A 13,182-nucleotide genomic window follows, 5' to 3' on the forward strand; every position below is an offset into this window, starting at 1 on the left:
GAAGTATAACAGTATGAAATATTCTCATCTCTTACTACAAGGAGTTCATTTTCTATGTCATTGTCAAAGAATATTGCAGCTGATTTATTAAAAATCAAGGCCGTTAGTTTGTCACCAAGCCAACCTTTTACTTGGGCTTCTGGTATTCAATCGCCAATTTATACGGACAATCGTGTCACACTTGCTTATCCAGAGGTACGGACGCAGATTGAAAAAGGCTTTGCGGATTTGATAAAATCGGAATTTCCAGAAGTTGAAGTCATTGCAGGTACAGCGACAGCTGGCATTCCGCATGGGGCAATTATTGCGGATTATTTGAAACTTCCTTTTGCTTATATCCGAAGCAAACCTAAAGACCACGGCGCAGGTCATCAAGTTGAAGGACGTGTGGCTAAAGGGCAAAAAATGGTTGTTGTTGAAGATTTGATTTCTACTGGTGGCTCAGTCTTAGAAGCAGTTGTTGCGGCTGAACGAGAAGGAGCAGATGTTCTCGGAGTAGTTGCAATTTTTACCTATGAATTGGAAAAAGCAAGCATAAAATTTGCCGAAGCTGGTGTTAAATTAGCAACACTTACCAACTACTCTGAACTGATTGAAATTGCTCAAGAGACGGGCTATGTTACTTCTCAGGAACTTGCCTTGCTCAAAAAGTTTAAAGAAAACCAAGAAACTTGGTTGGATGTGAGCAAATAATCGTTTTGTAGACTTATTTTTAATGTTTATCAAATAGGGCGTTGGCGCTTTTAGCGCCTAGGCTTCTTGGACAAGACCACTTCGCCTTGCGACTTTAGTTGATTGCGATTTGAACTTCCGACTTTAGTCGGTTAGTGAAATCGACAGCGAAGCAAAGTGGAGATAGAGCGAATGGATAACGAAGCTTCGCTACGGTGTGACCTCATATCGAAGATGTTAAGCAGACTGTTGCAGCTTTAGCTGCGTACAGGTCGCTTAGTTGTTACACCTAGAGGTTACCTTAAATTCAGTAGTGAGTTGCCCTTTTATCAGTCGCATTGCCTTTTGCTCTTGCTGCTTTAGCAGCTAAGCAAACGGACAGCGTAGCGCAGCGAAGATAGCGACTAGAGAAAATGGACAAATGTTTTACGGCACTCCCATTGAATAAGTCTTGACTTCATTAGAAAATAATTAGATTAACTATAAGAGATTGTTTTACTTTTGAGCAAAGAAGTAGATGCGTAAAGTCGAATGGGATGAGATGACGCAAAAAATACTGACAGTATTTCTGTCAGTACTGACAGAAAAGAGTAAGAGGAGAAGTCATGTATTTGTTGGTTAAAAATGGGCGTGTCATTGACCCAAAAACTGGACTGGATTGTGTTTGTGATGTTTTAATTCAGGATGAAAAAATTGTCAAAATCGGGAAAAGTCTGTCAGTTGAAGGGATTAAAATTGATGAGATTATTGATGCAACAGGATTGGTTGTGTCGCCGGGGCTGATTGATATTCATGTTCATTTTAGAGAACCTGGACAAACGCATAAGGAAACGATTCATACAGGTGCCAAATCCGCTGCGGCTGGAGGTTTTACCACAGTTGTCATGATGGCAAACACAAAACCTGTGCTTTCAACGGCTGAAATTCTCCGTGAAACATTAGAAATTGCTGCTCAAGAACCCATTCATATCAAAGCGCTTGGATCGATTACACAGGATTTTGACGGTCAGCAGCTGACAGACTTTGACCAACTTCTGTCAGTAGGTGCTGTTGGTTTTTCGGATGACGGTATTCCTTTGACAAACGCTGGTATATTGCGATTAGCACTGACAAAAGTTTTGGAAACTGACAGTTTAATTTCCATTCATGAAGAAGATCCAAATCTTATCGGAACTTTGGGAGTAAACGATGGTGCAGTCGCTCATCAATGCGGTTTTACGGGTGCACCTGCAGTTTCTGAATACAGTATGGTGGCGCGTGATGTCATGATTGCTTATGATACTAATGGTCGCCTCCACGTTCAACATTTATCAACAGCCGAATCTGTCGAAGTTGTTCGTTTTGCTAAAATGTTGGGGGCGAGAGTGACTGCAGAAGTGACACCACAGCATTTCTCAATCACAGAGCAGGCGGTACTAGAGCAAGGAACAAATGCTAAGCTCAATCCACCTCTGCGTCGGGACAAAGATATTGCAAAAATCATTGAAGGCTTGCAAGATGGTACTATTGATGTCATTGCAACCGATCATGCGCCACACACTCATGAGGAAAAAAACGTCGAACTAGCAAAAGCACCGAGTGGAATGATTGGTTTAGAAACATCATTACAGCTTGGTTTGACTCATCTAGTAGCATCTGGTCATCTTAGCTTATCTGATTTACTTGCAAAAATGACAATCAATCCAGCGCAACTCTATCATTTTGATGCAGGTTATCTAGCAGAAAATGGTCCAGCTGACCTAACAATTTTTGACGCTCATCATGACTTTACAGTGCCAGAACACTTTGATTCTAAAGCGACAAACTCACCTTTCAGCAATCAAAAAGTTAAAGGGCAAGTAAAATTTACGATTTGCTCAGGAAAAGTTGTCTATCAACAACACTAAAACATCAGAAAACTCTGATGTTTTTTTATTATATTATGAAGTACAAAAAATTCCTCTGAAATGCTATAATAGAGTTGTTCCAAAACTTAATTAATTGGCTTGCATCCCAGTAGTATAACAATTAGCAGTTTGCTATGTGCTAAAGATAGCGATTAAGATTTATTAAATAAAAGTAAAAAATTGGAATATACCAAGTGATTAAAGTAACTTATGAGCGAAGAGGAGCATAACAATATAAAATGAATTATTATGAAGAATATAGCAAAGGACACTTGGTTTTGCCGAGCGCACTCTTGACACATTTCAATAAGCTTTTTCCTTCCAGTTCTGATTTTTTGGTTTGGCTTTATTTTTTTGAAAATAGTGATGTTGCTCCAAGCGAAATTGCTTCAAAAATTGGGAGTACACCTGCAGAAATTAATCGCGCGATTGACCGTTTGGCAAAATTTGGAGCTATGAAAGTAACTTTGATAGAGATTGATGGTGAGATGGAGACATTTTTTGATGTCAGCCCAGCCTTTAAACATTTGGATGAACTCCTTAACTCAGACAGTGGTAGCGGTACAAATATTAATGAAGAAAATGAAGGAACACTCAAAGAGCTGGTCAGTCTATTTGAAGCTGAAATGGGAGTTATTTCTCCAGTCCAGATGGAAGAATTACGAGCGTGGCTATTTGAGGATGATTATGAATTTGCTTTGATTAAACAAGCACTTCGTGAAGCAGTCTTAAATCGTAAAGTTTCGTTGAACTACATTAAAGCGATTCTTCGAAATTGGAAAAATGAGGGAATTCACTCTATTCAAGCAGTAGAAAATCGCCAGATTGAACGTCAAGAATCTAGAAAAACGATACCACAAAAGGATTTTTATATTCCAATGGATGGTCCTTGGAATAATTAATTACGGAATAAAAATTATGTTAAGTAAGAAAAAATATTTAGAAGCTTTAGAAATCATTGAAAATATGTTTCCAGATGCACATGGAGAGTTAGTTTGGGAAACCCCTTTTCAATTACTTATTGCAACAATCCTGTCTGCCCAAGCAACAGATAAAGGAGTGAATAAGGCCACTCCTGCACTTTTTACAGCTTATCCAGATGCTCAATCAATGGCACAAGCGGATATTTCTGATATTGAGTCCCATATCAGAACCATTGGGCTTTATAAAACAAAGGCTAAAAATATCTTAAAAACTGCCCAGATGTTGACAGAAGAGTTTGGTGATTTATTACCAAATCTTCCAAAAGATAAAAAAATTCTGCAAACTTTACCAGGTGTTGGGCGCAAGACTGCTAATGTTGTTCTTGCAGAAGCTTATGGTGTGCCTGGGATTGCGGTTGATACTCATGTTGAGCGTGTGTCTAAAAGATTAGATATTGTTCCCCAAAAAGCGACAGTAGTAGAAGTTGAAGAAAAGTTAATGAAGTTTATCCCAGAAGAGAAATGGGTTCAAGCACATCATCATCTTATATTTTTTGGTCGCTATCACTGCACAGCTAAAAAACCGAAGTGTTCAGAATGTCCAGTGTTAGAATATTGTAAGTTTGGAAAGAAGTATTTAGAGAATGAATGAAATCAGATTATCACAGCGACTTCAATCAGTCGCTGATTTTGTATCAAAAGGGGCGAGAGTTGCAGATATTGGTTCTGACCACGCTTATCTACCTGCTTATTTGGTACAAGAGGGAACAATTGATTTTGCAGTCGCCGGAGAAGTTGTTGAAGGACCTTTCAACATCGCCAAGAATCATATTAATGATATAAATTTACATAATAAAATAGATGTAAGATTAGCAAATGGACTTGCTGCAATAGAAAAAGATGACCAAATTGATAACATTGTCATCGCAGGGATGGGGGGGATTTTAATTTCTGAAATTTTGGATGCTGATATAAAAAAATTAAAACAAGTAAAACGATTAATTTTACAGCCCAATAATCATGAAGATACCTTGCGCCAATGGCTTGATAATCAGGGTTTTAGGATAGTTGATGAAAAGATTTTGCTAGAAGCGGGTAAATTTTATGAGATTATTGTAGCAGAACCTACTGATTGTTTTACTGAAAATTCTGTCAGTACTGACAGAAAACTGTCAGTAAAGGAATTGATTTTTGGTCCTAAATTACTACTTGATAAATCAGATATTTTTTGTAAAAAATGGGAAAAAGAACGAGATACTTTAAACAAAATACTAAAAAGATTACCTGAAGAACAAGTTGCAAAACGTGTCGAGCTCCAAGCCAAAAAACAAAAAATTGAGGAGATACTCAAATGAAATTAGTAGATTTTATAGCAAAATATGAGTTGTTTTGCCCGAAAGAACTTGCAGTGGAGGGTGACCCCGTAGGGTTACAAGTGGGCAATCCTGATAAAGAGATCAAAAAAGTTCTTGTAACATTAGATATTAGAGAGCAAACTGTTCAAGAAGCGATTGATTTAGGAGTCGATGTGATTTTTGCGAAGCATCCATTGATTTTTAGACCTTTGGAAGCTTTGACTACGCTTGATGAACAGCAAAAACTTGTTTTAGATTTGGCAAGTTCAGGGATTGCAGTCTATACAAGTCACACTAATATTGATGTTGTTGAAGGTGGATTGAACGATTATTTTTGTGAACTTTTAGGGATGACAGATATTGAAGTTCTAGATGATGAGGAAGGCGTTGGACGCATTGGAAATCTTCCGTTGACAACTCTATCAGCGCTGACAGAAAAAGTAAAAACAGTCTTCAATCTTGAACGGCTGAGGATAGTAACTTATCATCATGAGATGCTGGAAAAAATTACTCGCCTTGCGCTATGTGGAGGCTCTGGCGGTAAATTTTGGCCAATTGCAAAAGAAAAGGGAGCTGATGTGTATTTGACAGGGGATATTTATTACCATGCGGGTCATGACATGCTTTCTAGAGGACTTCTAGGTATCGATCCTGGTCATTATATTGAAAAAGCTTTTATTCCATTAGTTGCGGAAAAAATGCGTAGTTTTGAGACAGATGTTGAAATAATTGAAAGCAAAGTGAACACCAATCCCTTTTATGATATATAAAAAAAAGACCTTGCGGTCTTTTTTTAATAAGTAACACTTGTTTTACCACGAAAATCAACAATCAAAAGATTGGGACTAAGTAATTCTGCAGGGCTTTTAAGCTCAATAAGATTATAAGAAGTGTTGATACTCGTTGTCATATTATCATGGAAGAAGTAAGAACCATATCCTTTGTAGTAGATAGGACCAAACTCTGAATCGATGTGTGCATCAAATTCTTTAGGGACCTTTCCTTTTTCGACGGCAACAATGCGATAGCGTGAAATACCGCCAGCACAAGCATCAACTTCCGTATTTTTTTCACTCAAAGTATGGTCGAAATCAAAAACAAGTTCAACATCTCCAAGTGCTCTAATTTTATCAGCTGTTTTTTCATCAAATGTAATTTTCATTTTACACCTCCAGATTTATATGTATCAGATTATCCTGTATACCTCTATTATAGAATTTTTTGAGAGGAGGGTCATACTTTTTGTTTACGATTAGTTATAATCTTTAAGCACCCATTCATTGATAGCGTGAGCTACCCCAGATTCTTCATTTGACTTAGTAATATGTTTTGCAATTTTTTTGAGTTCAGCTTTACCATTTTCCATGACCACTGGATGTCCAGCAACTTCAAGCATAGAACGGTCATTTTCCTCATCACCAATTGCCATAATTTCATCCAAATCAAGATAAAGTTTCTCAGCTAAATGTTTCACAGCAGATCCTTTGCTTGCTTTTTTATTCATAAATTCAAGATAATAAGGCGTTGATTTTACCATATTGTAACGTTCAAAGAATTCAAATGGGAGGTAGGCGATACCGTCGTCCAGAGCTTCTGGTTCATCAACCATCATAACTTTTGCGATTTCTAGTGCCGCAATTTCTTCTGGTTGACGGAAATAAAGAGGCATATTAACCATTTGAGCTTCATGAACAGTGTACTTTCCAAGGTCTCGATTAGGTGTATAGATTCCTTTTCGGGTGATAGCATGAATTGGTAATCCAATTTTTCTAGCAGCAGCATCAAGGTCAAGCCAATCCTCAGCAGACAATGTTTCTTTGATAAATTCCTCACCAGTTGCTCTCTGCACTAGAGCACCATTGTATGTGATAACATAGTCACTTTGTTCAGTCAAATCTAAAGTTTTGAGAATATCAGTAACACCAGGTAAAGGACGCCCAGTTGTAATAACAATTTTGACACCGACTTCTTTTGCTTTAGCAACAGCTAATTTCACTTTATCAGTAATTTGCCGATTAGGATTAAGGAGAGTTCCGTCAAGGTCAATTGCTACAAGTTTAATCATAATTTATCTCTTTCTGTATTTTACATAATTTTAATGATGTATTTTTAATCTAAAATGGTACTAATCACACCATCAGTACTAATAAAAGTATCATTTTTGATATATTTTGTGAATTCGGGATTTTCCAGCATAACTTTCGGGAAGTAGAAGCGACTATTTCCATGAATTGTTCCAGTTAAGCTTTGGATTAGTGGAGAAAGCATGGAAAGTTCCGTTAATTCTCCATCTTTTTGCAAAATCTCAATTTGTGTACGAGGTTTGCTTGAACTTGGACGATAAAAATCATAAGGTAAGTCATAATTACTATGGATACCTGTATAGTAAACTGGATCAAAACCTGCTTCACTGACAAGTTGACTTAGAACATCAAGCTCATTTTCTTTAATAGAGTTGCGATCAAATTTGATAGATTTCAGTAGATGACGATTGATGTAAGCTGTTGCCAAATCTGATAAAATCTTATCATCGTGCTCCATCCAAGTTTGGAAATAAGTATTCATCACACCATCATCAAGGCGAAGATAATTTTTCAGATTATGATTTTTTTCAAAGAAGGGAACAAGACAAGGACTACTTGTTGCAAAATAGTCGGGACATTGCGCATACAAAAATTTTGCTCGTGCTAACATTTTTTGGAGTAAAACCTCCATTGAGCGCGAAGCAGCGTGAAAATAAACTTGCATATACATTTGATAGCGACTGACAATGTAGTCCTCTACAGCGTGCATTCCAGAATACTTAAAAGCAATGCCGTTTTCGGTAGGTACCATAACTCGTAGAATACGGGTTAAGTCAAATTGTCCATAAACCGCACCAGTATAATAAGCATCACGCAAAAGATAATCCATTCGGTCAGCATCAATCTGACTGGAAATAAGTTGAACAACTTGAGGATTAGCGTATTCGTGAGAGATTACAGAAGCTACTTTTTCAGGAAAATCGGGTGAAACTTGTCGTAAGATAGCATTGACTTCTGTTTCTTCAGAAGTAATAATCTCACGTGTCACAGCTTCATGGTCAGTTCCAAACAAACCCTCAAAAGTATGAGAATATGCGCCATGACCCACATCATGTAAAAGTGCAGCACACTGAGTCAATAAATTTTCATCAGGATTCCATTCAAGAGGAAAATTCATACTGAAATAATCAGTGATTTTTTTAGCAATGTGGTAAACGCCTAAACAATGGGAAAAACGAGTATGTTCAGCACCATGAAATGTAAAACTCGATGTACCAAGTTGTTTAATTCGACGTAACCGTTGAAATTCTGCAGTATCAATTAAAGCAGAAATAATCGAACTATTTACATTAATATAATTATGTACAGGGTCACGAAAAACCTTTTCCAAAACAGACCTCCTATTATTGTGATGAGTTGAATTGTCTACTATATCATTACTGACAAATTTGAAAGAGAGCCAAGAGGAACAAATTTTATAATCTGTCAATACAAAAATTTACTGACAGAAAGCAATCTCTTTGACAGCTCATTTTCTCTAATTATAACCCATTTTAAATTAAAATACCATTTCTTACAGACACATCAAGAGCATCATAAGTAAAAATGAACAGCTATGATTATGGAGTAAATTATAGTAAAATATAAGTTATGAAAATCACAATAAGAAGTCAGATAAAAATTGATAAACACGAAGAAATAATCAAAGAAACTTATGATGGCGAACTAAAAAGAATTGCAGGAAAAACAGTATTAATTTACAAGAATGAAGCAGAAGAAAAGGTACTTCTCAAATTTGATGAACAAGAACTTACAATGACAAGATTTACTGACAAGCCTGTAACCATGCGCTTTCATGAAGAATTTCGTAGTGAAATGACTTACGAAGGCTTGGGAAATCTGTCAGTACTGACAGAAAAATTGTCAGTAAATATTCAAGAAAAATTAGTAAAAATCAACTATCAACTTGCACAAAATGACTTGAAAATCGGAGATTATAGACTTCACATCACCTGGTTAGATGAAGAAGAACAAGCGAAAAAAGGAGTAAAATAAACTGATGAAAAAAATTCATCTTCCACAAGAACTTTATGACAAACTTGATTTATCAATTGACGAGGAAATTGAAGTGATTGATATAGCAGCAGACAGTTTCACCGTCAGGCGATTAACTAGTAAAAAATCAGACTATGCACCTACTTGGTTTATTGTACCTACGATTTTTGCAACATTGATTTTTATTGCGCTTGCTTTCTTTTTTAACCACCCTCATGTGATTCCTTTGTCAGGAAATGAATCTATTGCGACAGCAGTGATTGTAATAGCGAATGCCCTAGCGATTTTTACTTTTATCTCTGCCTATTTCAGTCGTAGAAAAAGTTTTTATCGTCAAATGACCAAACGGATTTATTGGAGAACTTTTGTAACAGTGACAGTCTCAATATTAATCATCGTAACACTAGCTCTGATGGCATTATTTTGGTTTTTAGGACAAATTTTTTACGGCGTAAATTTTGGTCTATTTACCTCAACATTAATCTTTACTATTTTTTCAGGAATCCTTAACTACGTGATGATTTTTGTTGTTGACACTTTTTCAATTAATATGATGGTTAATATGTTATTGATGGTTTCTGTGGGTGGCTTAGTGTCAAGCATGGCAACAAATGGTAATCAATACTGGTGGCAGCGGAATTTTAGTTTATTAGGAACAGAGGCCTCACACTCTAGTTGGCAATTTAACTTGACATTGATTGTATCTGCTGCATTATTTATCGCTCTGGTAGATTATATTTTTGTCTCTATTCGAGAAAAATATGGCACACATCTTAGACAGACAATTCTTCAGGTTTTGCTTACTTTATGCGCATTTTCGATTGCCTTAGTTGGATTGATACCAAATAATGCAGGATGGATGCACATTGCTCATGATGTGGCTGCTCAACTTATCGTATTTTTTATGGCACTGTCTATTTTAGGGATTCAATGGTTTTTACCTAAAGCCGGAAAGAGCCTTTATCAAATGTCTTATATCATTGTTGGCCTTATCTTATTTTCATATTTTCTTTGGCATCCTGTTCATTATTTAACCCTAACAGCTTTTGAAATTCTTTCATTCAGCCTAAGTTTTGCTTGGCTTCTCCTTTTAGTCAATACATTGATTAATATGTTATGGAACGACCGAAAAATATACAAAGTTACTGTTTCTAAAGAAAATGAAGAATGAAGTCAAGACTTATTCAGTGAGAGTGTCGTAAAACATTTGTCCATTTTCTCTAGTCGCTATCTTCGCTGCGCTACGCTGTCCGTTTGCTTAGCTGCTAAAGCAGCAAGAGCAAAAGGCAATGCGACTGATAAAAGGGCAACTCACCACTGAATTTAAGGTACAATCTCTAGGTGTAACAACTAAGCGACCTGTACGCAGCTAAAGCTGCAACAGTCTGCTTAACATCTTCGATATGAGGTCACACCGTAGCGAAGCTTCGTTATCCATTCGCTCTATCTCCACTTTGCTTCGCTGTCGATTTCACTAACCGATAAAGTCGGAAGTTCAAATCGCAATCAACTAAAGTCGCAAGGCGAAGTGGTCTTGTTCCAGAAGCCTAAGTGCTATCTCCGTTTCACTGCACTGTCCACACCACGGGTATCCATGCTCGCTACGGTGCTGAAGCGCGAGTCGCAATGGTTCTCGCTAAGTGGCTAAAGCCACAAGTCGAGTCGCAAAGCACTAACGCCCTAGGGCAGTCGGACTAAATTCAAGTTTTTTGAAAAAAATTCTTGAAAAACAATAAAAGAAGTAGTATAATGATATAGTTGTCTTTGTGGAATCTCATGAAGTACAACCGCACGAAGTTTCGTTTAAAGTGGCAAAAAGCCCACGAACAAAGGCGAGTCTGACAGTCGCTTGACTAAAAAAGCGACCAAATCTAATAAGGAGGAATCACAATGTCAAACTATGCAATCATCAAAACTGGTGGTAAACAAGTTAAAGTTGAAGAAGGTTCAGTAATCTACGTTGAAAAACTTAACGTTGAAGCTGGTCAAAACGTAACTTTCGATGAAGTTATCTTTGTCGGAGGAGAAACAACTAAAGTTGGTGCACCACTCGTTGAAGGCGCTACTGTTGTTGGTGAAGTTGAAAAACATGGTAAACAAAAGAAAGTTGTTACTTTCCAATACAAACCTAAAAAACACTCACACCGTAAACAAGGTCACCGTCAACCTTACACTAAAGTTGTTATCAAATCAGTTAACGCTTAATTATGATTGAAGCAGTAATTAGAAAGAAGCGTGACCGCTTTGTTTCTTATGAAATCTCAGGTCATGCCTCATCAGGTACAGGTGAATTTGAGTTCGATGTTGTTTGTGCAGATGTGAGCGTTTTGTCGATTACAACTGCCAATAATATTGATTCAATGGCTAAGGTCAGACCCATTACCAAAATGGAAGAGGGCTACCTTTACGTCGAAGTACCGATAAGTATCCCGAACAAACAAGAAGAAGTTGTTCAAATTCTTCTCCAAGCATTTGCAAATGCTATGGAAGATGTAGCTGAAGAATTTCCACAGTATGTTCATTTAACTATTGAAAATTAGAGGGCAAATATTATGTTAAAACTTAATTCACAACTCTTCGCCCACAAAAAAGGTGGAGGTTCTACTTCCAATGGACGTGACTCACAAGCAAAACGTCTTGGTGCTAAGGCATCTGACGGTGAACTTGTAAGTGGCGGTTCAATCCTTTTCCGCCAACGTGGTACACATATCCATCCAGGTACTAATGTTGGCCGTGGTGGCGATGATACTCTTTTCGCTAAAATCGAAGGAACTGTTAAATTCGAAATGAAACGTGGTAAAAAACACGTATCAGTTTATCCAGTGGTTGCTAAATAATCACTGATGAGGTAATCACTTCAAACTCTGTCTTAGGACAGAGTTTTTTTGTAGATTTGTAATGTTACATAAAAATTACATTAAATTAATCGATATATTACCAAAAAATAGTGGAAACAGTAATATATAAAAGACATTTACATAATAACGCTTTAAATTGAAAACACAACTAAAGAAACAAAAGATATGAAATTGTAATTATAAACATAAAGTGATAAAATAGTTTTAGACTTAGTGTATAAATAAGAAAACCTACAAAATCTAAAGATATTTAACTAAAAACATAGATGATGAAAATCGCAGGTTATCTATATAAAAGTCCAAATATTGAAGGTTTTTTGGTATAAAAACAAAAAAGAGTAGTGTTATGCGACAAAATAAAAAGAAACAATCATCTATCAAACTTTCCCAGCGTCCAAAAGTATTTCGCTTTAGTGCATCATTTATCATGCTTTGCACTTTGACTGGTTGGTTAGTCTATCAAGCAAATCAAAATACATTAAAAGTTTACGCTGTTTCTGGTAATGATGGTACTGGTACATTGAATACCGTTGGAGCAAATGACTTTCTGTACTACTTTACAGACTTAGGATTCGTGACATCAGGGGATGCAAGTACATTGCCTGCACAACGACTTGAAACGGCTGGAGATTTGACAGATAGCACAAGCTATACAAATGGTATTTCCAATGATTTAATCAATGGTACAGGAAACTTTACCATCAATCCCGAAGGTTCGCTGGGTGCAGGAGGGACAGGCTTACCCCTGATTAACTCTTTCTTCTCAGAATGGCCACAAAATACTTATGGTATTCCTTATCTTTATACTCTAGGAAATAAATCGGGAGCAACAAATAATAGCACGCAGCCAACAACACCAACAACTGGAACTTATACCACTCCACAAACTTCTAATGTGACAAGTACCACAGCTCCAGTTAATACAGGTAAATCAGTAACATCTACAGCAGGCTCATTTGTTTATACTCCAGGTAGTGTTGATAGTACAAATCAAATCGCAACTGTTTATACAATGAAGCCTGCGGATGGGAGCAGTACCGTGCTTGGGCCAGACCCTAAAGATAGTACAGTTCTTGCTGGAAACTCAGGAAAACAATATACCAAAACTTCCTCAGCTACAACAATCACATTGGATAATCCAGATGGAACAAAGACAGGAGGAACAGGGGGACACCTGGGACGATTGTAGGTTCAACGACAGGTGCGACTTCCTTTAACCCTCCTGTAGGATTTACAACAAAAATTCTTTACCAAAGTGACCTAAGTTCAGCTAAAACGGGCTACATCCAGCCAGACCAAGACCCGAGCACACAAGCAACTTACCCGATTCAAGCAGTCAACCCAGGGGATAATGCTATTGCAACACAAGTAGAAGATGTCTCTTACTTTGATGCTTATAATGGTTCATC

The 13,182-nt window shown here is 37.0% G+C and carries 15 protein-coding genes and 1 other annotated feature; of the genes, 12 read left to right on the top strand and 3 right to left on the bottom strand.

Annotated elements, in window-relative coordinates; genetic code table 11:
• Nucleotides 1–54: 54 nt before the first annotated feature.
• From pyrE to FLP15_RS08455, 6 genes are all read left to right on the top strand, one after another.
• Nucleotides 55–693, top strand: coding sequence for an orotate phosphoribosyltransferase (pyrE, locus tag FLP15_RS08430; protein WP_142766748.1), 639 nt, complete (start codon nt 55–57; stop codon nt 691–693).
• Between the two features lie 584 nt (nt 694–1,277).
• Nucleotides 1,278–2,558 (top strand): dihydroorotase, encoded by a 1,281-nt coding sequence (locus tag FLP15_RS08435; RefSeq protein ID WP_142766749.1) that lies wholly within the window; start codon nt 1,278–1,280, stop codon nt 2,556–2,558.
• Nucleotides 2,559–2,797: 239 nt separating this feature from the next.
• Complete coding sequence (locus FLP15_RS08440) at nt 2,798–3,460, top strand: DnaD domain-containing protein (RefSeq protein WP_142766750.1); 663 nt, start codon at nt 2,798–2,800, stop codon at nt 3,458–3,460.
• A gap of 16 nt (nt 3,461–3,476) precedes the next feature.
• Nucleotides 3,477–4,133: an endonuclease III gene (gene nth, locus FLP15_RS08445; RefSeq protein WP_142766751.1), complete on the top strand. Its 657-nt coding sequence runs from the start codon at nt 3,477–3,479 to the stop codon at nt 4,131–4,133.
• Nucleotides 4,126–4,836, top strand: coding sequence for a tRNA (adenine(22)-N(1))-methyltransferase (locus FLP15_RS08450; RefSeq protein ID WP_142766752.1), 711 nt, complete (start codon nt 4,126–4,128; stop codon nt 4,834–4,836). The genes nth and FLP15_RS08450 overlap by 8 nt, the downstream gene beginning before the upstream one ends.
• Nucleotides 4,833–5,606 (top strand): Nif3-like dinuclear metal center hexameric protein, encoded by a 774-nt coding sequence (locus FLP15_RS08455; protein ID WP_142766753.1) that lies wholly within the window; start codon nt 4,833–4,835, stop codon nt 5,604–5,606. Before FLP15_RS08450 ends, FLP15_RS08455 begins: the two co-directional genes overlap by 4 nt.
• 23 nt (nt 5,607–5,629) lie before the next feature.
• Here the strand turns inward: FLP15_RS08455 and FLP15_RS08460 are convergent, their stop codons facing one another.
• From FLP15_RS08460 to FLP15_RS08470, 3 genes are all read right to left on the bottom strand, one after another.
• Nucleotides 5,630–5,998 carry an iron-sulfur cluster biosynthesis family protein gene (locus tag FLP15_RS08460; protein ID WP_142766754.1) on the bottom strand — a complete coding sequence of 123 codons (369 nt, stop codon included), beginning with the start codon at nt 5,996–5,998 and terminating at the stop codon, nt 5,630–5,632.
• Nucleotides 5,999–6,088: 90 nt separating this feature from the next.
• Nucleotides 6,089–6,901 carry a sugar-phosphatase gene (gene yidA, locus FLP15_RS08465; RefSeq protein WP_142766755.1) on the bottom strand — a complete coding sequence of 271 codons (813 nt, stop codon included), beginning with the start codon at nt 6,899–6,901 and terminating at the stop codon, nt 6,089–6,091.
• Between the two features lie 44 nt (nt 6,902–6,945).
• Entirely contained in the window at nt 6,946–8,250 is a 1,305-nt protein-coding gene (locus tag FLP15_RS08470) for an HD domain-containing protein (RefSeq protein WP_142766756.1), read from the bottom strand.
• Between the two features lie 260 nt (nt 8,251–8,510).
• On the opposite strand from FLP15_RS08470, the gene FLP15_RS08475 reads away from it, so the two are divergent.
• The 6 genes from FLP15_RS08475 (at nt 8,511) to FLP15_RS08500 (ending at nt 12,962) form a co-directional block, all read left to right on the top strand.
• Nucleotides 8,511–8,915, top strand: coding sequence for a YwiB family protein (locus FLP15_RS08475; RefSeq protein ID WP_142766757.1), 405 nt, complete (start codon nt 8,511–8,513; stop codon nt 8,913–8,915).
• Nucleotides 8,916–8,919: 4 nt separating this feature from the next.
• Nucleotides 8,920–10,086 (top strand): DUF998 domain-containing protein, encoded by a 1,167-nt coding sequence (locus tag FLP15_RS08480; protein WP_142766758.1) that lies wholly within the window; start codon nt 8,920–8,922, stop codon nt 10,084–10,086.
• 604 nt (nt 10,087–10,690) lie between these two features.
• Nucleotides 10,691–10,765 (top strand) — a sequence feature (ribosomal protein L21 leader region).
• Nucleotides 10,766–10,805: 40 nt separating this feature from the next.
• On the top strand, nt 10,806–11,120 hold the full coding sequence (rplU, locus tag FLP15_RS08485; protein WP_142766759.1) for a 50S ribosomal protein L21: 315 nt from the start codon (nt 10,806–10,808) through the stop codon (nt 11,118–11,120).
• Between the two features lie 2 nt (nt 11,121–11,122).
• Nucleotides 11,123–11,455, top strand: coding sequence for a ribosomal-processing cysteine protease Prp (locus FLP15_RS08490; RefSeq protein WP_142766760.1), 333 nt, complete (start codon nt 11,123–11,125; stop codon nt 11,453–11,455).
• A 12-nt stretch (nt 11,456–11,467) separates the two neighbouring features.
• Entirely contained in the window at nt 11,468–11,752 is a 285-nt protein-coding gene (gene rpmA, locus FLP15_RS08495) for a 50S ribosomal protein L27 (protein WP_142766761.1), read from the top strand.
• A 367-nt stretch (nt 11,753–12,119) separates the two neighbouring features.
• Nucleotides 12,120–12,962, top strand: a complete 843-nt coding sequence (locus FLP15_RS08500) for a hypothetical protein (protein ID WP_142766762.1) — start codon at nt 12,120–12,122, stop codon at nt 12,960–12,962.
• Nucleotides 12,963–13,182: the final 220 nt, after the last annotated feature.

Source organism: Lactococcus protaetiae (assembly GCF_006965445.1).
Taxonomy (GTDB): domain Bacteria; phylum Bacillota; class Bacilli; order Lactobacillales; family Streptococcaceae; genus Lactococcus; species Lactococcus protaetiae.